This is a genomic window from Anabaena sp. 4-3, assembly GCF_001597745.1.
In the GTDB taxonomy this organism is placed as follows: Bacteria; Cyanobacteriota; Cyanobacteriia; order Cyanobacteriales; family Nostocaceae; genus Trichormus.
This window is the reverse complement of the sequence record NZ_LUHJ01000056.1, coordinates 63,868-84,941: the sequence shown is the minus strand read 5'-3', so window position 1 is coordinate 84,941 and position 21,074 is coordinate 63,868. Positions and strand designations below refer to the sequence as shown.

At 43.4% G+C, this 21,074-nt stretch carries 17 protein-coding genes; 7 read left to right on the top strand and 10 right to left on the bottom strand.

Going from position 1 to position 21,074, the window contains the following annotated elements:
• Positions 1-189: 189 nt before the first annotated feature.
• Positions 190-1,563, bottom strand: coding sequence for a glycerol acyltransferase (locus tag A3775_RS15070; RefSeq protein WP_066384389.1), 1,374 nt, complete (start codon positions 1,561-1,563; stop codon positions 190-192).
• 218 nt (positions 1,564-1,781) lie between these two features.
• On the opposite strand from A3775_RS15070, the gene A3775_RS15065 reads away from it, so the two are divergent.
• Together A3775_RS15065 and A3775_RS15060 are read left to right on the top strand one after the other, a co-directional pair.
• The gene (locus A3775_RS15065) at positions 1,782-3,596 is read left to right on the top strand and encodes a proline--tRNA ligase (protein ID WP_066384388.1); all 1,815 of its coding nucleotides are present in this window, start codon (positions 1,782-1,784) and stop codon (positions 3,594-3,596) included.
• A 305-nt stretch (positions 3,597-3,901) separates the two neighbouring features.
• A complete protein-coding gene (locus A3775_RS15060) occupies positions 3,902-4,516 on the top strand; it encodes a GerMN domain-containing protein (protein WP_066425641.1) in 615 nt (204 codons plus the stop codon).
• Positions 4,517-4,628: 112 nt separating this feature from the next.
• On the opposite strand, the gene A3775_RS15055 is transcribed toward A3775_RS15060, so the two are convergent.
• From A3775_RS15055 to efp, 3 genes are all read right to left on the bottom strand, one after another.
• On the bottom strand, positions 4,629-4,976 hold the full coding sequence (locus A3775_RS15055; RefSeq protein WP_066384385.1) for a metalloregulator ArsR/SmtB family transcription factor: 348 nt from the start codon (positions 4,974-4,976) through the stop codon (positions 4,629-4,631).
• Positions 4,977-5,053: 77 nt separating this feature from the next.
• Positions 5,054-5,605: an acetyl-CoA carboxylase biotin carboxyl carrier protein gene (accB, locus tag A3775_RS15050; RefSeq protein WP_066384383.1), complete on the bottom strand. Its 552-nt coding sequence runs from the start codon at positions 5,603-5,605 to the stop codon at positions 5,054-5,056.
• A 108-nt stretch (positions 5,606-5,713) separates the two neighbouring features.
• Positions 5,714-6,271 (bottom strand): elongation factor P, encoded by a 558-nt coding sequence (efp, locus tag A3775_RS15045; RefSeq protein WP_066384381.1) that lies wholly within the window; start codon positions 6,269-6,271, stop codon positions 5,714-5,716.
• Positions 6,272-6,526: 255 nt separating this feature from the next.
• On the opposite strand from efp, the gene A3775_RS15040 reads away from it, so the two are divergent.
• The gene (locus A3775_RS15040; RefSeq protein ID WP_082803762.1) at positions 6,527-7,633 is read left to right on the top strand and encodes a peptidylprolyl isomerase; all 1,107 of its coding nucleotides are present in this window, start codon (positions 6,527-6,529) and stop codon (positions 7,631-7,633) included.
• Between the two features lie 78 nt (positions 7,634-7,711).
• Here A3775_RS15040 and A3775_RS15035 read toward each other — a convergent pair whose 3' ends face one another.
• Positions 7,712-8,284 carry a Uma2 family endonuclease gene (locus tag A3775_RS15035; RefSeq protein ID WP_066425639.1) on the bottom strand — a complete coding sequence of 191 codons (573 nt, stop codon included), beginning with the start codon at positions 8,282-8,284 and terminating at the stop codon, positions 7,712-7,714.
• 88 nt (positions 8,285-8,372) lie between these two features.
• Here A3775_RS15035 and thiL point away from each other — a divergent pair, with 88 nt between their 5' ends.
• A complete protein-coding gene (thiL, locus tag A3775_RS15030; RefSeq protein ID WP_066425637.1) occupies positions 8,373-9,380 on the top strand; it encodes a thiamine-phosphate kinase in 1,008 nt (335 codons plus the stop codon).
• Positions 9,381-9,959: 579 nt separating this feature from the next.
• On the opposite strand, the gene A3775_RS15025 is transcribed toward thiL, so the two are convergent.
• Both A3775_RS15025 and nadD read right to left on the bottom strand, forming a co-directional pair.
• Entirely contained in the window at positions 9,960-10,973 is a 1,014-nt protein-coding gene (locus A3775_RS15025; protein WP_066425633.1) for a type I glyceraldehyde-3-phosphate dehydrogenase, read from the bottom strand.
• 127 nt (positions 10,974-11,100) lie between these two features.
• Positions 11,101-11,718: a nicotinate (nicotinamide) nucleotide adenylyltransferase gene (gene nadD / locus A3775_RS15020; RefSeq protein WP_066384370.1), complete on the bottom strand. Its 618-nt coding sequence runs from the start codon at positions 11,716-11,718 to the stop codon at positions 11,101-11,103.
• 403 nt (positions 11,719-12,121) lie between these two features.
• Between nadD and murC the strand changes: the two genes are divergently transcribed.
• The 3 genes from murC to A3775_RS15005 all read left to right on the top strand — a co-directional run bounded on the left by murC (position 12,122) and on the right by A3775_RS15005 (position 15,314).
• The gene (gene murC / locus A3775_RS15015; protein ID WP_066384368.1) at positions 12,122-13,606 is read left to right on the top strand and encodes a UDP-N-acetylmuramate--L-alanine ligase; all 1,485 of its coding nucleotides are present in this window, start codon (positions 12,122-12,124) and stop codon (positions 13,604-13,606) included.
• 113 nt (positions 13,607-13,719) lie between these two features.
• Positions 13,720-14,715 (top strand): UDP-N-acetylmuramate dehydrogenase, encoded by a 996-nt coding sequence (gene murB / locus A3775_RS15010; protein WP_066384358.1) that lies wholly within the window; start codon positions 13,720-13,722, stop codon positions 14,713-14,715.
• 251 nt (positions 14,716-14,966) lie between these two features.
• A complete protein-coding gene (locus A3775_RS15005) occupies positions 14,967-15,314 on the top strand; it encodes a YbaB/EbfC family nucleoid-associated protein (RefSeq protein ID WP_015141415.1) in 348 nt (115 codons plus the stop codon).
• 252 nt (positions 15,315-15,566) lie between these two features.
• Here the strand turns inward: A3775_RS15005 and A3775_RS15000 are convergent, their stop codons facing one another.
• The 3 genes from A3775_RS15000 to gshA all read right to left on the bottom strand — a co-directional run bounded on the left by A3775_RS15000 (position 15,567) and on the right by gshA (position 20,657).
• Complete coding sequence (locus A3775_RS15000; RefSeq protein ID WP_066384354.1) at positions 15,567-17,921, bottom strand: peptidoglycan DD-metalloendopeptidase family protein; 2,355 nt, start codon at positions 17,919-17,921, stop codon at positions 15,567-15,569.
• A gap of 802 nt (positions 17,922-18,723) precedes the next feature.
• Positions 18,724-19,185: a tRNA (cytidine(34)-2'-O)-methyltransferase gene (locus A3775_RS14995; RefSeq protein WP_066384352.1), complete on the bottom strand. Its 462-nt coding sequence runs from the start codon at positions 19,183-19,185 to the stop codon at positions 18,724-18,726.
• A 332-nt stretch (positions 19,186-19,517) separates the two neighbouring features.
• Complete coding sequence (gene gshA / locus A3775_RS14990; RefSeq protein WP_066425631.1) at positions 19,518-20,657, bottom strand: glutamate--cysteine ligase; 1,140 nt, start codon at positions 20,655-20,657, stop codon at positions 19,518-19,520.
• Positions 20,658-21,074 lie beyond the last annotated feature (417 nt).

Sequence of the window (21,074 nt, the reverse complement as noted above, 5' to 3'; positions counted from 1 at the left end):
GGAAATGTAGAGATGTTTCATGAAATGTCTTTACATAATTCCCCCATTCCCTTGTAGGGAAGGGGGGCTAGGGGGGTTAGGTTTGAAAAACTTTGATGTTAATAACAATACTTTTCAAATATTTTTTGAGGATATTAGTTGCTGAGTAGCAGGGATTGTAAGGACTAAAGTCCTTACTACGAACTAGAATTAAATCAAATTTTCCAACGCTTGTTGTAAATCATTCGTCAAGTCAGCCACAGCTTGTCTCGCACCTAAGCGACTTTTTTGATAATCTGGGTAACGTTCCGATACAGATAACGGTTCACCAATCGTTAGTTTTACCCTTTGTTTACCCAATGGCGAACTATGAAAAGCTTTATCCCCTTTAATTTGAGCAATCATCTTGGATAAAATTAAAACTGTTTCCGCAAATCTTTCTACTGTCGGTTTTTCGCGGATGTAGTTACCAGAAACCGCCACGAAACTTTCTACTAATCTCATGTGCCATATTCTAGCATTCGCTTCTTCCGCCACGCGATCGCCTAATGCTCTCTCAACCGCAGATAATCCTTTAATATCCTTATACTCTTCTCTAAATATATAATTCCAGCCAGCTTGCTCTACCCGCCGACAGCGATCGCTCAATTCTCCCTTTGGTTGTAAATTAAAATATTGCTCGGCTATTTCTAACGCCGCATTTAACAACGCTTGTAATCTTAATGCTAACGCTTGATTGCGATCGCTCACTTCCTCCGTAACTGGTGTCAGCTTTTGATGATAAAAGCGCGTGTAAAACTGTTCCATCAAAGACAACAAATGTTCAGCTAAAGTCAACAACCTGGGATAAAGTGACTGTAAATCTGGTGTCTGCCTACTTGCGCTTGTATCTACAGGTAAACCGCTAGCCTCAGCTAAATCATCTAAAAGTTGAGCGATCGCATCCCAAGGTGCATCAACATAACTATATTTAATCCCAACTGGTACAATTAAAACCTGCTCCGTGCGTCCAGCCTTTTGCAAATCCTCAGCACACCAAAAACCCATTTGAGCTATTCCAGGTTCTATCGGGCTGATGATTTCTGAAAGTCCATTAGTCGCACCTTCTGGTGCAGCAGCCATCGGAAACTTTCCATTAACAAACAAATCCCGTGCGGAACGTAACCCAGTCCAGTCAGCTTTACCCCGTTGTATCGGAGTCCCACCCAATTTTGACGCAAGCCAACCAACGTAGTCACCCGCCCACAGAGGAATACCGCGATCGTAGATAAAATGAGCATGAATTGGAGCTTTTAATGGTACACCCTGCTGTTGTGCTACCCTCGGCAGAAGTTGAGACAGCAAATACACCAAAGCAAAAGGATCGTCAGTTTTAGGATGGCGAAACGCTAACAAAAAGCGGATTTTCCCCATTTGAAACTGATGATATAAATGTGCTAAAACCTTGACATTATCAGCTTCAATTTGGTTAATAGCAGTTTGAGTGCGTATCCACGTTGGTAACAACAGGTGAACACATCGCAACAATAAAGGATTAAACGCCGGAGGGATAAATTCTAAAGGTGGTTGTGCTTGGTAAATCATAGGGACTGGGGACTGGGTATTGGGGACTGGGAATGGGGTATTGGGTATTAGTGAATAGTAATTCTCCCCTGCACCCGTACACCCTTACACCCTTACACCCTTAATTGAGACAATAAATAATAACCTATACTTTGTACTTCATACTTCATGGTCGATATTTCGTACTGAAGTTGATACAGAAATTAGCGATTTTGCAATCAGGAGTTAAAGAATAAACGATGCGACTGTCACAAATGTTATTCGTCACCCTACGGGATGATCCGGCTGATGCGGAGATTCCTAGCCATAAGTTATTACTACGTGCTGGTTACATTCGTCGCATCGGTGGCGGTATTTATGCTTATATGCCTTTGATGTGGCGCGTACTGCAAAAGGTTTCTCAAATTGTGCGGGAAGAAATGAACGCCACAGGCGCACAGGAATGTTTACTTCCCCAACTCCAACCCTCTGATTTATGGAAGGAGTCGGGACGTTGGGATACTTACACCAAAGCTGAAGGAATTATGTTTTCCCTAATTGACCGCCGTGAGCAACAATTAGGGTTAGGGCCGACTCATGAGGAAGTGATTACAGCGATCGCTCGTGATATGATTCGCTCTTATCGTCAGCTACCCCAGCATCTCTACCAAATTCAAACTAAATTCCGTGATGAAATTCGTCCCCGCTTCGGTTTAATGCGTGGTCGAGAATTTATCATGAAGGATGGCTACTCTTTTCACGCCGATGAAGACAGCCTGAAAAAAACCTATCAAGATATGTATCAAGCCTACAGCAATATGCTGCGACGGGCAGGTTTAGCTTTTCGTCCCGTAGAAGCTGACTCTGGTGCTATCGGTGGTTCTGGTTCGACAGAATTTATGGTATTGGCGGAAGCGGGAGAAGATGAAGTTCTCTACACCGATGATGGTAAGTACGCCGCTAACGTGGAAAAAGCCGTTTCCTTACCTGCGGATGCTGAACCTTCCCAATTTACCACTTTTGCAAAGCGGGAAACACCAGGAACAGACACCATCGAAACAGTTTGTAAATTTCTCAACGCTTCTCCGACTCAAGTCGTGAAAAACGTCCTTTATCAAACAGTATATGATAATGGTCTGACGGTTTTGGTACTGGTAAGTATTCGCGGTGATCAGGAAGTTAATGAAGTCAAATTACAGAACGAATTGACGAAATTAGCTACTAATTACGGTGCAAAAACAATACTATCTTTAAGTGTTCCCAGTGCGGAAACTCAACAAGCTTGGGCGGCGAAATCTTTACCTTTAGGTTACATTGCTCCTGATATTGCTGATGATTATATCGCCAGCAACAAACAAATTCATCCAAAATTTGTCCGGTTAGTTGATCAAACTGCCGTTGAGTTAAAAAACTTCATTACTGGAGCGAATGAAACTGGTTATCACGTTGTTGGTGCGAATTGGGGTGAGCAATTTCAACTATCAACAAGTATAGTAGATGTCCGCAAAGCTAGACCAGGCGATCGCGCCCTGCATGACTCGCAACAAATCTTAAAAAGTGCCAGAGGTATAGAAGTTGGTCATATCTTCCAATTAGGCATAAAATACTCCCAAGCAATGGGCGCAACCTATACTAATGAACAGGGTGAAGAAAAACCTTTAGTTATGGGTTGTTATGGTGTGGGTGTATCTCGTTTGGCACAGTCAGCCGTAGAGCAATCTTACGATAAAGATGGCATAATTTGGCCTGTAGCGATCGCACCTTATCATGCCATTGTGACAATTCCTAACATTAATGACGCTCAACAAGTAGAAATTGCGGAAAAACTTTACACCGAACTGAATCAATCAGGAGTAGAAACATTATTAGATGACCGCAATGAACGCGCCGGAGTAAAATTCAAAGATGCTGATTTAATCGGCATACCTTATAGAATTGTCACAGGACGAGCAATTAACAACGGCAAAGTTGAAGTAGTAGAAAGAGCCACTCGTCAATCTCAAGAAATTCCCATTGAGGAGGTTATTACTACACTAAAACAATGGATTGCCACAGCTACAGGCAATAAAAACTAAAAGCTGAAGGACGCAGAGTCATAAATCATCAGTTTTTCTCTGCGTTCTTCTGGATTATTCCTAAAAATGTTCATAATTTAGCAGTAAATCAGATTTACAGATTTACATAATTTGGTAGGTGACGGATGAGAAGTAGCAGTTATAAAATTGACAATAAAGTTGCTCAGATCAGCCAGTGCAGCATTTTAACTAATTAGCTATCCTTAAAGTTTTAGGAAACTCTCTATTTATAAATATCGTCTTCAACCAGGCTGCTGTTCACCAATAAACACTCTATCAGCCATCAGTCAGGAAGGTTTTAAATTATGACTAATCAACAAGGATCAAACCGTATATCATCAGGCGTAATTGCAGCTGTATCAGCCGCAGTTGTAGCAGTTGGCGGTGGTGTGGCTTGGTTGACAGCAAATACAACCCAAACTCCCACCCCATCAACACCAACTCAACGTATCCCACAATCGGGACAGTCAACCACACAACAACCAGGAAACGAACAAACCGCTAACGTTTATTGGTTGAAAGCCACCGAAAAAAGTTTTGAATTAGTTCCCCAACCCATTCAAGTCGCTGCTGCACAACCAAATCAAGTTTTAGAAACAGCTTTCCAAAATTTGTTAGCAGGCCCCACAGAAGGCACAAATTCGACTACTATTCCCCAAGGAACTAAATTATTAGGGTTAAAAGTAGAAAATCAGAACGAAGTTCACGTTAATTTATCTGAAGAATTTACCAGTGGTGGCGGTAGTGCCTCTATGGTAGGTCGTGTAGGTCAAATAGTTTATACCGCCACAACATTAGACCCCAATGCCAAAGTGTACATTGAAGTCAACGGTCAACCATTAGAAGTTTTAGGTGGTGAAGGTGTAGAAATACAACAGCCTCTCACCCGTGAAAGCTATAAACAAGATTATCCGCTTTAGCTATACCGGGAGTGGGGAGTGAGGGGGATGAGGCGGATAAGGGAGATGAGTTAGAAATTCTTTCCCAGTCCCCAATACCCAGTCCCCAATACCCAGTCCCCAGTCCCTTGATTTAATTTTTACCACTTAGCACCCTAAAGTTACGGGCTTGCTGTTCTAACCTTGTGGCGAGGCGATCGCAAACCCGATTACATAACTCAAAAATCATTTCGTCTTCTACCCGGTAGTAAGCACAAGTCCCTTCACTGCGGCGGCTAAGAATACCTGCTTGCCACATTACCTTCAGGTGTTTAGACACATTTGCCTGAGAAGTCTGTGTTGCCTCGACTAATTCTTGTACACATTTTTCTTCATCCCGCAATAAGTGCAACAAGCGCAAGCGCATCGGCTCACTTAACAGGCTGAAGTATTCGGCTACTTGTTGCACCACTTCTGGCGGTACAGGCAACGCTTGTTTCATCAGGATTAACCCGCAGAAATTAAAGTTTAACAATGATTCATTAAGAGTAATGACTCACTTGTTATATAGATTAATACTTAATCAGGGTTAATTCTCATTAAAGGCTGGTTATATTCTACCGGTTGACCATTTTCGATGAGAATTTCCATGACTTGCCCGGAAACCTCAGCCTCAATTTCGTTCATCAGCTTCATCGCTTCGATGATACAGACAGTTTGCCCTTTACGCACGCGATCGCCCACTTCTACAAATGGTGCTTCCCCTGGTGCAGAAGCCCGATAAAAAGTTCCTACCATCGGGGAAGACACTTCTACTAATTTTTGGTCATTTGTGGACGGAGGATTGCCGCCTAGCTGTGCGCTAGAACTAGCGATCGCACTATCAACACGGCTCACCACCTCCGGTGCTGGAGTTGGTGCTGCTGGGGTTGCAGTGGTTACAACCGGTGGCAAACCCGAACCAACCACACCGCCCAATCCTGCTTGACTAACCGACACAATTTGATTACTGACACTAACAGCTTTGCGTACCGTTAGTTCAAAGTCATCACTTTTGAGCGTGACTTCTGCAATATCTGTTTGTGCAATAGTTGCCAGCAGTTGACGGATTTCATTAAAGTCCAATGGCACAGTTTTTCTTACCTCGACCTGTCCGTAAATTAAGAATCTTAAAGTTTGGCAGGGATTTAATCCCCCTAGAGGGATTGAAATCGGGATTGACTCAGAAATGAGTACAATTTATTCCCTGCCTAAATATTTATCATCACGGGTATCAATCTTGATACGTTCCCCTTGAGAAATAAACAAAGGAACCATGACTGTAGCCCCAGTTTCCACAGTCGCAGGTTTAGTACCACCTGTAGCAGTGTCACCTTTCACACCTGGATCTGTTTGAGTCACTTCCAAAACTACAGAGTTGGGTAGTTCCACTTCTAGCACCTGTTCGCCCCAACGAATGACGTTCACCTCCATACCTTCCTTGAGGTATTTGACGCGATCGCCAATTTGTGCAGCACTCAATCTACCCTCTTCATAGCTTTCCATATCCATAAAGACGAACTCATCGCCTTCTTTATAGGTATGCTGCATCGTGATTTTTTCCAGAGTAGCTTGTGGTACAGTTTCCCCAGCCCGGAAAGTTCTTTCTAAAACCTTCCCAGTTTGAACATTTTTAATAGTCGTCCTGACAAAAGCAGAACCCTTACCAGGCTTAACGTGTAGAAAATCTATCACTCGCCATACAGACCCATCTAAGACAATGGATACACCGGGTCGAAAATCGTTACTAGAAATCATGAAGCTTTTAAATCGTGGAAGACAATCGGCATTTATTGTACCCTTCCAGGGCGGTAATTAGGTAATTAGTCATTAGTCATTAGTCATTAGTCATTAGTTTCTCTCCTCCGCTTCCTCCGCTCCCTCCGCTCCCCTGCCCCCCCTGCTTTCCCACTCCCCAGTCCCGATTTCCTAACTCTTCAAGACTCGTACTGTGGGAAGATGATTGATGGGTTACGCCTAGTCAACAATTTGATGCTGCATTTGAGCCGTCCCATGTTTAATTTATTAAAATCCTGGCTGAAGAACAGCCTCACCGTCATACTGTTGGTAACAATATTTTTAGGCATAAATACAGCTGGCTGGACTCCTTCCAGTAACGCCGCCCTGCCATCTGGAAATGCAATCACTGACGGCAAAGCTTTATTGCGTTATGCACTCCCGATAGACAATAAACCAGTGCGTGAACTGCAAGCCAGTCTAGAAGATATTTCTAACCAACTGCGAGCCAACCGACGCTGGGGTGCTGTCTCTAAAGACCTAAGTAAAGCATCCCGCGTTCTTGATAAACCTTCACAAATCCTAGCAAGCGTTCCGGAAGAACGCCAACCTCAAGCCGAAGCTTGGATTAATGACTTGAAGTCTGGTGTGGAAAAAAGCCAAGAATTGGCGCAAGTCAAAGATAAAGAACAAATTCTGCAAGAGAGAGCCAAACTACTGGATTTGGTATCTCTATTAGAAGAATCAATGGTGAAGGAATTCCCCTTTGAAGTTCCCGAAGAGTACAGTAACCTTCCCCAACTTCAAGGACGCGCCACCATCGCCATTAAAACCAACAAAGGTGATTTAACTTTAGTAGTGGATGGTTACAGCGCGCCTGTCACAGCTGGTAACTTTGTCGATTTAGTGCAACGTGGTTTTTATAACGGTTTAGAATTTACCCGTTCAGAAGAATCTTACGTCCTACAAACTGGAGATCCACCAGGAAAAGAACAAGGTTTTATTGACCCCAAAACAGGTAAATATCGCGCCATTCCCCTAGAAATCCTGGTAGAAGGCGATGAAAAACCAACCTATGGTATTACCCTAGAACAAGCTGGTCGTTATTTGGATATGCCAGTATTACCCTTCTCCTCCTTTGGTGCATTAGCTATGGCTCGTCCCGAAAGCCAAGTTAATGGCGGTTCTTCCCAAGTTTTCTTTTTCTTGTTTGAACCAGAACTTACCCCAGCCGGACGTAACTTACTAGATGGACGTTACTCAGTTTTTGGCTATCTCATCGAAGGCAAAGAGATTTTAGATAAACTCAAAGCTGGTGACAAAATCGAATCAGCCTCCGTAGTTCAGGGTATAGAAAACTTAGTTCAACCCCAAAACGCATAAATACATCAAGTTTGTAGTAAGCACTTTAGTTGATCAGCACTAAAGTGCTTACTACAAACACGACCAAATTTTTTTCATTTAACCCAAACTCCCAGATGCTAACACCTGCTCAACAGCGATCGCTATTTCTCCAAACGTCCGTGATCCAATTTGCTCGTTACCAGTAAATACTCTCTCCTCATATAACCCTTCTTCTAAGAACAGTACAGAAATCTTCCCTTCTAACGGGTCTACAATCCAATATTCCGGCACTTCCAAAGCTGCATATTCCGAACGCTTATAACGATAGTCCCGCTTGATGGAATCTGGACTCACCACCTCTACAATCATTAATGGCGGTGTCTCAAACACGGCTGAAACCTTGAGCAATTCTCTAGCTTGCTCCTGTGTTACCACACACAAATCAGTCAACCTAGATTTATTTCTGCCCGTCCTCACCCCAGCTTCCCGAAAAGTTAACCAAGGTAAATTTAAGCGTTTGATTTCTGCATCCAAAAATTGCTCAAGGAATTTAGCAATCAAAAAATGTTCAATTGTAGGGGGGTTCATTAATTCCAGCCTGCCATCCACCAGTTCATAATGAAAACCACTGCCATCATCATAAGTTAAGTATTCTTTAAATGTGAGATTTTGTACTGGTATTGCGACCATCCCAACAAATCCCTAAACAATACCCTGATTTTAAACTGAGGGGCTGTTGAGTGTTGACGGTTGACTAATGACTAATGACTAATGACTAATGACTAAAGTTCAAGATATTGGCGAACAAGGACTTTTAGAAAAATTACAACGTTTCTGCCCTCCAGAAATTATTGGCGATGATGCGGCGGTATTGGTGACAGCCCCAGAGCAATCTTTAGTCGTCACAACCGATATGCTGGTGGATGGTGTGCATTTTAGTCATGTCACCACTTCCCCCGCAGATGCCGGGTGGCGGGCTGCGGCTGCTAATTTATCAGATTTGGCGGCAATGGGTGCTATTCCCTTGGGAATCACCGTTGGACTGGGACTACCAGGGGATTTAAGCGTCACTTGGGTTGAAAGTTTATACCAGGGAATGACAGAATGCCTGGAAAAACACCATACCCCAATTGTCGGCGGCGATGTGGTGCGATCGCCTGTCACCAGCATCTCCATTACCGCCTTTGGACAAGCCCAACCTGATAAAATTATCCGTCGTTCTGCCGCTCAAGTCGGGGATGCAATTGTAGTCACAGGTGTTCATGGAGCCTCCCACGCGGGCTTACAACTACTCTTACACCCCGAAATAGGTAAAACCCTCACCCTAGAGCAAAAGACGGCTTTAATCACCGCACACCAGCGTCCTCAGCCGCGATTAGATGTCTTACCCATCCTCTGGCAAATCTTAGAATCCCATCCCCTGTTCCCCATTTCCGTGGCTGGGATGGATAGCAGTGATGGTTTAGCAGATGCAGTTTTACAAATCTGTCGCGCCAGTCGAGTTGGTGCTGTTTTAGTCAGCGAACAAATACCTCTACCCACAGCATTTGAAAATTGGTTAACAACCGAGAAATCTTTAGAATATGCACTCTATGGTGGTGAAGACTTTGAATTAGTGCTGTGTTTACCAAAAGCAGCAGCAGATATTTTGGTACAGCAATTAGGTAAAGGTGCCACCATTGTAGGGACTATTACATCTCATCCCCAAGTTATATTGCACCATCAAAATAGCAAAATCCCTGACCAAGTTCTCAGTCTCAGCCAGGGATTTCAGCACTTTAGCTAATATTAGGACTTACACAAGTGTCACATTACAGATGTCTTGTAGGGTGCTTCAGACCGTTTAAATACTGTCAATAAACGTATTTTTGATATCTGACGCACCCTACTAATATGCCAGTTGCGTAAGCCCTGTATTGAACTCTCCTGGCTTTGAAAAACCAGGATTCTGAACTGATATGGCTGCACCTGCTATAAGCAGGTTACGCAATGTTTGTTCTGCCCCAAAGGGGCTTTGACTGGCTCAAACAGTCCTACCCGCCTCGACCAATTACTTGGCTGTGCGGCTACTTTTAATTAACTGATGATGTTTTTTGTTATGGGGTTTTCGCCAACATCATGAGCGAGATTTTACCAGAAATCTAGTATTAAAACAACAGGTTAAAACCTGTTGAGTTACCCCTGCGAGGAAGCAAGCTACATCCCCTCCTTAAAAGGCAGGGTTTCTCACGCTCCCACTATATTTTGATAGTCTAGAGTCCAGTGTCAATAGTCCAGTGTCAATAGTCTAGAGTCTAAACTGAAACCCATCTGCTTAAGTAGATGACTCATGACTAATGACTAAGGACTAATGACTAATGACTAATTAAACCCATTTTTGAGCTACAAGTTCCGCCAAATCTAGAACCCGTTGGCTATAGCCCCACTCGTTGTCATACCAAGCCATAACTTTCACTAGGTCATTGTCCATAACCAAAGTCAAGTTAGCATCAACGATAGAGGAAGCATCACTACCTTGATAATCAGAAGATACCAAGGGTAGTTCGCTGTAGTCCAAAATGCCTTTGAGAGGCCCTTCAGCAGCATCTTTGAGGGCTTGGTTGACTTCTTCGGTAATAGTACGCTTCTCAACCTGAATGACGAAATCTACCATTGAGACGTTCGGAGTGGGTACGCGTAAAGCCACACCATTCAACTTACCTTTAAGTTCTGGAATCACTAATGCTACAGCCTTCGCCGCACCAGTGGAGGTGGGGACAATGTTAATAGCTGCTGCTCTTGCACGGCGTACATCACGGTGAGAAGCGTCTAATAAACGTTGATCACCGGTGTAGCTGTGGGTGGTAGTCATCGTACCTTTGATGATGCCGAATTTCTCATGCAACACCTTAGCAATGGGAGCCAAACAGTTAGTTGTACAGCTGGCATTGCTGATAATGTGGTGTACGTTGTGGTCATACTCGTGATGATTCACACCGATCACAAATGTACCATCTTCATTTTTACCAGGGGCAGTGATCAGCACCTTTTTAGCTCCAGCATTAACGTGCTTTAACGCTCCTTCCTTGCTGGTAAATACGCCTGTTGCTTCGATAATCAGGTCAATTTCCCATTCTTTCCAGGGCAAGTTTTCTGGATTACGATCAGATACGCATTTAATGGTCTTACCGTTAACGATGATAGAGTTGTCATCGGCAGTAATGTCAACATCCTTTAACTTCCCAAGCATGGAGTCATACTTCAGGAGGTGAGCATTAGTTCTAGGATCTGATGTGTCATTAACAGCTACAAGGTCGATATTGCTATTTTCCCGACCTAGCCAGCAACGTGCAAAGTTACGTCCGATACGCCCGAAACCGTTGATTGCGACTCTAATCACAGTGTCTTGCCCTCTGTATTTATGCCTATAAGTTGATATCTTTGACCCCAATCATATCGCAAAGGGGGAGAGTATTTATAACCATAAAGTGTTAGATCCATAAAAAAAAACATATTTTATTTCAGATTTATCTCTTGTAGAGGTTGTGATCATCGATGTAGGATCTCACCTCTTCAGGAACTAAATAACGAATTGACCTGCCCTCGCCAGAAAATTTCCGAATTAAACTTGACGAAATTCCTACTAAGGGTGTATTCAATAGTTGCCAGTGAATAGTAACTGACTGCTCTTGTAGTTGTTCTTTCACTTGCTTGCATATTAACTCACTTTGAGCTATATTCTCACCACCTAGGAGTCGGGGTGCGATTAACCAATTACACATTTGAGCTATTTCTCGTCCACGATACCAACGTGGCAAGGTTTGGAAGGTATCCAATCCCACTATCCAATACCAATCACTATTGGGATAAGACGCATATAAATCGATTAATGTGTCGATGGCATAGGAATTTCCTGAGCGTTTTGTCTCTATCTGTGAAACGGTAAATCCAGAGTTAGCTTGTGTAGCTAATTGCAGCATTGCTAACCGATGCTCAAACAAAGCTGCTGTTTTGTGAGGGGGATGGTGTGAAGGCACCCAAATTACCTGTTCTATAGGTACTTGATGCAAAGCTGTCTCGGCTATAAGCAGGTGTCCCAAGTGAATTGGGTCAAATGTGCCTCCAAAAATCGCCAGTTGCTGCATCTAGTTATGCCTTGAGATGATGCTACTGAGAATCATTTTCACCGCCAATGATCTTTTAATCAATTCATGCCTTGGCTTGATGAAAAATATCAAGCGACTTAGCTACGAATAAATATACTAATGTAGCAAACACCAGTGAGGAATTTCCCAATATGTATTTCAAGTTACAAGGATTTCTTTCCCGATGTCAGGGAAAGTTCCTGAATAATCATAAAAACAGTTTAGAAATAGCAAAAACCTGCAACCAAGGTAAAATCATTCTCAATCAACGAAACCTCAGTAACAATTTCCGAGAATATCAAAGTGGAACTTGATATAGGAAGTAGTTACGGTAAAAAACAAAATCCTGTTATGATACGCGTGTCATTTGTGATGTTGGTGTGGTGTTTAAGAGGAGTTATCAATGAGTAATACGGTAGATTTTAGCGGTAGACCATTTCATTTTATAGGAATTGGTGGGATTGGTATGTCTGCTCTGGCATACATCCTGGCAAAACGTAAATTGCCAGTATCAGGTTCTGATCTAAGACCAAATCATATTACTCGGAAGTTGGAATCTATCGGAGCACATATTTTTAGTAGACAAGAGGCTAGGAATCTGGAATTTTTTCATCCCCAGAGAGAGCCTAATGCAGTAGAATTAAAAGCACAAGAATTTGTTCCTACTGATAAGACAAAACTACCTCAAGTCATTTGTTCAACAGCAATTAACTCTCAAAATTTAGAATACAAAGCCGCACTGGAATTAGGTTGTCCAATTTTACATCGTTCCGATGTACTAGCAGCTTTGATAGCTGATCACCATAGCATTGCTGTAGCCGGAACACACGGTAAGACTACAACCAGTAGCATGATTGGTTATATGTTACTAGAAGCTGGTGTAGATCCGACAATTATTGTAGGTGGTGAGGTAAATGCTTGGGAAGGCAATGCTCGTTTAGGAAACAGCCCCTATTTAGTGGCTGAAGCCGATGAATCTGATGGTTCTTTAGTCAAGCACGCACCTGAAATCGGCGTAATTACTAATATTGAATTAGATCATCCTGACCACTACGACACATTAGAGGAAGTAGTTGATATCTTCCAAAAATTTGCCCAAGGTTGCAAAACCTTAATTGGCAGTATTGATTGTGCTACAGTGCGCGATTTGCTACGCAACGCCTCCGGCGATCGCCTCAAACCCACAATCACCTATAGCTTACATCCAGACACCAACGCTGATTATACCGTCACTAACATCGATTATCGTGCTGATGGTACTACCGCCCTAGTATGGGAAAAAGGTAAAGCTTTAGGCGTGTTGAAGTTAAAATTACTCAGTCGTCATAACCTAAGTAATGCTCTAGCAGCAGTGGCAGTAGGCCGCCACTTGGGTTTAGAATTTGGTGAAATCGCCAAAGGCATCGCCACCTTTGAAGGTGCTAGACGACGCTTTGAGTTTCGCGGTGAAGTGAATGGTATCACTTTCATAGATGATTATGCACATCATCCTAGTGAACTGCGGGCGACGCTAGCTGCTGCCAGGCTGCAAGCTAGGCCAGGGCAAAGAGTCGTTGCTATCTTTCAACCCCATCGTTATAGTCGCACATTAGCGTTTTTAGAAGAATTTGCTCAGTCTTTCACCCATGCTGATTTGGTGGTGCTAACTGATATTTACAGTGCAGGCGAACCAAATTTGGGACAAATCAGTGGAGAACAATTGGCAGCAGCAATTGCTCAAGAACATCCACAGGTAGTATATCAACCAACTTTGTCTTCAGTGTGTGAGTTTCTCTTGGAGAATCTGCACCGTGGAGACTTGGCACTATTTTTGGGCGCGGGGAATTTAAATCAGGTAATTCCTGAGATGATCACCACACTTTGTGAGCTTGCAACAGCCACATCATAAAGCGGTTGGTATGACACAACAACGTTTCTTGCACAAGGGTTTTATCTATTAACTCGATTGCTGTGCTTCTACGGCAGATAAATGTAAAAAATGCACAAATAATTGATGTAAATATGAAAATTTACCAGGCAGATGGAAACACCTGCTCATCTCCTGCATCGACAGTAGAAAAACAGGAAAACAAGAGTTTAGTTGAACGTCAAATCATTTACTTACCGGGTACTAATTGCGAGATTAAATCTCAAACTTTATTATCTGCGTATACTTCTTATCGGGTGGGGGGAGCAGCTGAATGGTACGTTGCTCCACGCAACCTAGAGGAATTGCAAGCCAGCATCAAGTATGCACAAGCAAATAACTTAAGAGTGACAACCCTAGGCGCAGGTTCAAATCTGTTGGTAAGCGATCGCGGTATCCCAGGCTTAGTGATTGGGACTCGCCATCTGCGCTACAGTCACTTTGATCAGCATACAGGTCAATTAACTGTGGCGGCTGGAGAATCAATACCGAGTTTGGCATGGGCAGCCGCCCAACTAGGATGGCAGGGGTTAGAGTGGGCTGTGGGTATTCCCGGAACCGTGGGCGGTACCGTGGTAATGAATGCTGGCGCACACAATAGCTGTATCGCAGAGATGTTAGTGAGTGCTGAGGTACTATCCCCAGATGGGACAGTAGAAACTCTCACCCCGGCGGAGTTAGGCTATAGCTACCGGACATCATTATTGCAAGGTGGCGATCGCGTCGTGACTCAAGCCACCTTCCAACTCCAACCAGGAGCCGATCCTGCCCAAGTTACAGCCCTCACCAAGCAACACAAACAACGTCGTCTGAGTACCCAACCCTACAACTTCCCCAGTTGTGGTAGTGTATTCCGCAATCCTAAACCTTATGCAGCCGGGTGGTTAATCGAACAAACAGGTTTAAAAGGCTATCAAATTGGCGGCGCACAAGTCGCCCATCTCCATGCCAATTTTATTGTTAATCGTGGAGGAGCAAAAGCTAGCGATATTTTTGATCTCATTCGCTATATCCAGTATGAAGTGCAGGAACGCTGGTCAATATGCTTAGAACCAGAAGTCAAAATGATTGGTGAATTCCAAGCAGCTTGATGAGAGACTAGAGGCTAAAGGCTAGGGGATAAAGACAAGAAGTAGGGGAACTTCAGGGGCAGAGGATAAATCTTCATTTCCAGTCCCCAGTCTCCAGTCCCCGTCCTCTACTAATTATTATTGACATACTCCCCGTCCTAGAAGTGCGGGGAACCTCAAACCCATTTTTTTGGTAAAAAAATAGGCAAATTACCGACCACCTCTATAATTGAATTTGATTTGTTATTCAAAGCACAAGCGGACAATCAGTTATGACAGGAAAAGGACAAGGATTTGGCTTTGGCTTAGGAAAAATGAAAGAACTAGCCGAAGCATTTAAGAAAGCACAACAAGTTCAAGAAGGCGCAAAGCGACTTCAAGAAGAATTGGAGCAAATGGAAATTCAGGGCGAGTCTGGTGGTGGACTGGTGAAGGTAATTGTCAGTGGCAACCAAGAACCCAAACGTGTGGAAATCTCCCCGGATGCACTAGCACAAGGTGCAGATATGCTTTCTGACCTAGTGACAGTGGCGATGAAAAATGCCTATGAAAAGTCTACAGCAACTATGCGGGAACGCATGGAAGAACTCACCAGTGGTTTAGAATTGCCTGGTTTTTAGCTAAATCAGCAGCCCTAAGTCCTAGGGCGTTCGCATACAGTCCCGCCCAGAAACTCTGGTGTGGGATGAATGCGGGTGAGACGACGATTCCACCCCCAAATCAACTGACAACGGACATTAAACCATTTGATTGGCCCGAAGCACCATCCCCGCCCGATGAAGGTGGGGATTTTGGCAAAATTAGGAAAAAGCAGAAGAGGGAGTACAACTCCCTCTTCTCAATCAAGTAATTAAATTCAAACCAGATACTACCTACACGCGGCCACGGCTGGGTAGCATAGCGATGGGGTTAACTGCTCCCTTACCTGACGGATGAATTTCAAAGTGACTGTGGGGGCCGGTGCTGAAACCAGTGTTACCCATGTCAGCAATTTGCTGACCTTGGCGGACTTGTTGACCTATTCGTACCAAGACCCTGCTGTTGTGAGCATAACGAGTTAAGCTACCATCAGGATGGCGGATATCTACGAGAATACCGTATCCTCCTCTATTCCAGCCAGCTTTTTCGACTACGCCATCAGCAGACGCATAAATTGGTGTACCAACGGCGTTGGCAATATCAATTCCTCTGTGCATTCTTCCCCACCGCCAACCATAACCGGAGGTGAGTACACCTTTTGCCGGCCAAATATAGGCTACGGAAGAGTTGGAAGGAGGTGGTGTTGCCTGGTCAATTGGTTGTGGTAAATACTGGTCTACTGCTGCCAATGGTGGCAGCTTGGTGGGAGATACAGTTGTTCCCCGCATCCGTCCTAAAGAATCGTTGGCATTGATACCAGTAGGAGGTGTTGCTAGCCGTTGACTCGGTGTGTTGCGGGAGGAATTCAACTGACTAGCTCCATTGTTAGACAAGAACTCCGGGTTAATCGGCTCATTATTCAGAGGACGAATCGCACGAAATTCTGGCTTAACGGGTTCGGGTTGATTTGCGTAGCTCGGTGTAAGTGGGCTGGGAACAGCAATCGGTATAGCTAAATTTTTGCGGTTAGCTCTGGGTTGAGATGCTGTCACGCTATTGGGAGTAGCTACGGGAATTGCTACAGCAGCATTTTCGCTTTCAGTGGTAGCTTCTGGGATAGCAGTATTTCCAGATTTTTGAGCGCGGTATTTTTGTTGTAATCTCTGAATTTCTGCTTGTAAGCTCTGGAGGCGTGGATCGCTTTTGGCTGTGGCTGTTTGATTAGCTGGTTGTTTGCGCTGCTGTGTTGCCACCACATCTGATGGAACTGGAGTCTCTCCACCCATGCCTTGAGCGTCAATATTATCATTATCAGCATTATCAGCTGCTGTTTCTGGCGCAACTAGATCATCATCTGCTTGGGTGGGGCTGTTGTTAGTTGCTGGTGTCGGGACGATGATTCTGCTGTTATCCGCTATGACTGATGTTTCTCCAGTGGTTGAGTTGCGGTTAACACCAGCAATGCTGACTGGAAAAGTAGCTCTGTCGGGATTATTGCCATACTCTAGGCTAGGGGAATTAACCACCACTGGTGTTTCAATGGTAATCCCTCTGTTGACTGGAGCCGCAGGAATGACAATTTTCTGACTGATTTGCAGCTGATTAGGATTGCTCAGACTATTTGCTTGAATTAATTCGGAGATGGAAATATTGTGTCTTTTCGCGATCGCCGCTAATGTATCTCCAGGTTTAACGTTATAGGTTTTCTGCTGGGATGACGCAGGAATTGTTGATGTCACTGGTGCAGTTGTCGCTGCTGGCTGCACTGGGATATTAATTGCCTGCGGCTGTTTTAAACTTGATACCAGATTGTTTGGGCTACCAGCAGTCACATTTGCTGACTGTTCGATCACTGTGCCACTTGTGCTGAGGGGCGGCATTTGATTTGCTACAGTTGTAGGCTGTGTTAACTGCGTAGTAGTTTTTGATAAATCTTTGGACTCCTCAGACCGCAACTCCGCCAGACTTTTTCTTAAACGGTTCGATTTTTCTTGTAAACGATTGAGCGCAAATTCTTGCTGGGCCTTAAGTTTAGCATTCATTTCGCCACTGGCAGATGTGCTATTGGCTACTTCTGTTTGTGGTTCTGTTTTTATTGTTTTAGTTTGATCAACAATCACACTATTAGCATTAGCAAGTGGCTCTCCAGACTCTTTGGCGGCTGTAGTCTCTGTCTGCGCCGATGGAGATGGCTCTTGCTTGGCAGTGTTTGGGGAAAAGTTCTCTGCGGTAGCAGCCTGTACAGACATTCCACTTGCCAGAACTTGCCATTTGGCTTCAAGCCCAGGCACCTGTGAAATTGCTGTTGGTTCTACTATCACCTGATTATCTGGCACGCTTGCTGAGATAACTATGGGGTTGCCCAGCTTGCTGGCAGCAAATTTCACTTCTTGATCAGAGTCAGCAGAAATAGTTGAGGCGGCTTTTTGGCTGCCTACTGGGGCTGCTGCTTGGGCTTGATCGCCTTGCCGAGTCACCAAGAGACCAGTTGCTCCCATTGAGATGGCCAAGCCAATCATCGCGGCTTGTGTTTGCGCTCGACGGATCATTTTACTATTGGATATGTTTAACTGATCTGCCGGGGCATCATCGCTGCTAGGGGTATTTTTCAGCACAGCCTTTTCTCTTTTTTTCAATGCTCGTTTCAAAGACGACCTCCTATGATCACTAGCGCTTAACTGACCTCAATTTTCCAGCCTGATACTTGTCCATAATTTTGTTCACATCACACGATATCCCAAAATTACATTCACCAGAGTTGCTTATGCAAAATTTATCCTGCTTCTCTGATTTAGACAAGTTCACATCTGTTAGCAAAACTTAAACTTGCTCTGCTTACCTGTCTGTTTCGCTCCTCACATCCTTTAACAGTTTGCTGTTTACAGTTGTCTTTGCCTGTGTTGCTGCTTGTGGTGTGACTGAAAAATACCTCAACATTATGTCCGGTACATTGTCACGCCAAGAGCAGTTGTTTGGTTACGACTTCTGGAAAAGTGATGTCCCTTGCTGTAGATATCTTCAAGGTTTTTTTCCCTGATCCGTCTTCCCAACACGAGACTTTAAGTTGATTATTCCCTAAAAGGCAACCGTACAAACTCTCAACATTTTTTTAGCTTCCCAGAGACAGCTATCCCACCACAATAGTTCAAATGCTTCATAAGAAAGGGTTTTCAAGTTTTTGGTTCCTGAAATCAGACAATTTGAATTCATCAAAATCTATCATTCAAATTCGAGATCGGATGGAATTTGATATACAGATTTCTTATATCAACCCACCTCAACATTTGTGGCTTTTTACGTATAATTACGTTTGACACTATCAATTTCAGTATTAAGAGTTACTTAAATTGATTCTTGATTTTAGAAGTTGATTTTTCAATCAGCCTGATTTTGTAACGAAAATATATATTTTGCACAAGTAACTCTACTTAAGCAAAATATGTTTAACTATTACAGTAAATAACCTAACTGACGACGAGCTTCAAACAAACCTATAGCCACACTGACGGAAAGGTTCAAACTGCGAACCCCTGGTTGAGCCATAGGAATGTATAAGGTGGTATCACAAGCTGAGAGAACTTCTGGTGATAAGCCAGCAGTTTCACTACCAAACAGTAACCAGTCATCGTCTTGATATTGGTAGTCAACATAGTTATGACTGCCTCTTACAGAAAATCCTAACCATCTGCCACCGCGCTCTTGACGTACGTTTTGAAAGGCTTCTAGCGATTTGTGATAGTGCAGTTTGACGTAAGGCCAATAATCTAAACCGGCTCTTTTGAGGTAGCGATCGCTAATTTCAAATCCCAATGGCCCGACTAGATGTAACTCTGTATCTGTAGCAGCACAAGTACGGGCAATATTACCTGTATTTGGGGGGATTTGCGGATTAACTAAAACTACCTGCGGCATTTTTCTGAGAAATTTTATTTGTATAAAAAACTATTTTTACCATGTAAAATCTACCAATAGACAGAGGTTGACCATAGGTTTTGTTAATAATTGTCAAGCTGTACCTATTGATTAGATTTTTAAAACGAAAAAATCAGGTTGAAACAGGGAATAGGGAGTGGAGGAGCAGGGGAGCAGGGGAGCAGGGGAGCGGAGGAGCAGAGAAGAGAAACTAATGACTAATGACTAATGACTAATGACTAATGACTAATGACTAATGACTAAATAAGATGATTTATTTTCCTGAAAATTTTGCTATTCCCAGGAAAATCACGCTGCAATCAGGTAACTCTCTATGCGACTAGAGGCGAACACAACTTGTTTTGTAGTTCAATTTCCCGTTCGCGGGTAGCTGTAATCGCTTGGTTAATCACTCGCTGGGAGTCAAAACCAACTCCATGCAATTGTAGCCAGTGTTGAGCTTCATTACCTTCCCGCAGGATTTTGTGTAAGGGAGAGAGGAAACAGCTAAAACCTTGCTGTTTAGCGATCGCCCAAACTTCCTTATATAATTCAGCAATCCAATCTCTGGCGATGATGCTGCGTCCATCTTGCCAGTGTTGTAATTGTGCATCTAGACTCGCACTAGCAGCCGCTATTTCGTTCTGAGTGGTAATTGTGATTAGTTCTTCGGGAGAAAATATACTTTGGGTTAACGGCTCAATTTCAGGATTTTCGATGATTTGCAAGATTCGCGCTTCCAAGAGGGCTGTAATCGCTAGCAAGGCGATGGGATCTGTGACTAAATCACAGATTCTCAATTCTAAACGATTGAGATCGTAGGGACGGCGATCGCCATTTGGCCTGACTGACGCCCACAAATGACGCACGTTTTGCATTGTTCCTGCTGCTAGTTGCTGTTCTACCCAGTCAATATGATGGGCGTGACTTTCAAATAGGGGAACGTAGGCGGGTGTTTGGGGGAAGGTAGCCCAACGGGTGGAATGATAACCTGTAACTTTGCCATCTAAGAAGGGAGATGAGGCACTCAAGGCTAAAAATAGCGGTGCTTCCAGACGAATTAAGCGACAAGCCCGTATTAACACTTCTGGATCATCAATACCTATATTGATATGAACGCTAGCGGTGACTACTTTGGTGTTGTAAGTATTTTCTATATAGTCGTGATATGGGTTGCTGGGATCGGAACGAAAAAAGCGATCGCTTCCACCTAAAGATAAGGTACTCCCCGGAATGAGGGTATAATCTCCCAATTTTTCCAGATATTTCCGCAACTCGCGCCGAGGACGTAGCAAGGCGCACAACAGATTTTCATAATTCTCGGATGGACTGGTTGTGTATTCTACATTACGGCTATCTGGTTCACGTACAAACCCATCCAACTCTGCCACAATCTGATCCGAGAGACCGACGATTTCACCTTGAGGCGTGCCGGTGTACATTTCAATTTCAAAGCCTTTTAATAAGACCACTGCTTTCTCCTCGGCTCTCTCAGCCTATAAATTGTATCGAATTAGACGGTTGTCTACATCGACTATCAGAGCTAATTTAAAGTTAAAAAATATGAAACTTTAAACAGAGGTTAACGACTTTGTTACCTCATACACATAAAATTATGAATGTCAAGAATAATATCCCTGGTTCATTGATAATTTTTATTAATTATCTAATTTTGATTTAATTAAATAATTAAATACTTTATAGAGAAAATCAAGGTTGAGTAATTTTCCATCAGTGATGGGAAGGAATGCCCGACTGATTGCATTTTGAATTCTGATAACTTCTTTAAATACTACTGTTTAATATCTTCTCATGAAATGCTGATTTAGATAGCAGTAGATTACAACCTATACTGACGGTAAACCTCACTAGCTGCACGATGTACTAAG

Excerpts from the sequence above, each read along its gene's own strand:
- murB (WP_066384358.1), top strand. The coding sequence starts at position 13,720 with ATGAAAATTTACCAGGCAGATGGAAACACCTGCTCATCTCCTGCATCG.
- A3775_RS15055 (WP_066384385.1), bottom strand. The coding sequence starts at position 4,976 with ATGAAACAAGCGTTGCCTGTACCGCCAGAAGTGGTGCAACAAGTAGCC.
- A3775_RS15035 (WP_066425639.1), bottom strand. The coding sequence starts at position 8,284 with ATGGTCGCAATACCAGTACAAAATCTCACATTTAAAGAATACTTAACT.
- A3775_RS15070 (WP_066384389.1), bottom strand. The coding sequence starts at position 1,563 with ATGATTTACCAAGCACAACCACCTTTAGAATTTATCCCTCCGGCGTTT.
- thiL (WP_066425637.1), top strand. The coding sequence starts at position 8,373 with ATGACTAAAGTTCAAGATATTGGCGAACAAGGACTTTTAGAAAAATTA.
- A3775_RS15065 (WP_066384388.1), top strand. The coding sequence starts at position 1,782 with ATGCGACTGTCACAAATGTTATTCGTCACCCTACGGGATGATCCGGCT.
- A3775_RS15060 (WP_066425641.1), top strand. The coding sequence starts at position 3,902 with ATGACTAATCAACAAGGATCAAACCGTATATCATCAGGCGTAATTGCA.
- nadD (WP_066384370.1), bottom strand. The coding sequence starts at position 11,718 with ATGCAGCAACTGGCGATTTTTGGAGGCACATTTGACCCAATTCACTTG.
- murC (WP_066384368.1), top strand. The coding sequence starts at position 12,122 with ATGAGTAATACGGTAGATTTTAGCGGTAGACCATTTCATTTTATAGGA.
- efp (WP_066384381.1), bottom strand. The coding sequence starts at position 6,271 with ATGATTTCTAGTAACGATTTTCGACCCGGTGTATCCATTGTCTTAGAT.
- A3775_RS14995 (WP_066384352.1), bottom strand. The coding sequence starts at position 19,185 with ATGCCGCAGGTAGTTTTAGTTAATCCGCAAATCCCCCCAAATACAGGT.
- A3775_RS15040 (WP_082803762.1), top strand. The coding sequence starts at position 6,527 with ATGTTTAATTTATTAAAATCCTGGCTGAAGAACAGCCTCACCGTCATA.
- A3775_RS15005 (WP_015141415.1), top strand. The coding sequence starts at position 14,967 with ATGACAGGAAAAGGACAAGGATTTGGCTTTGGCTTAGGAAAAATGAAA.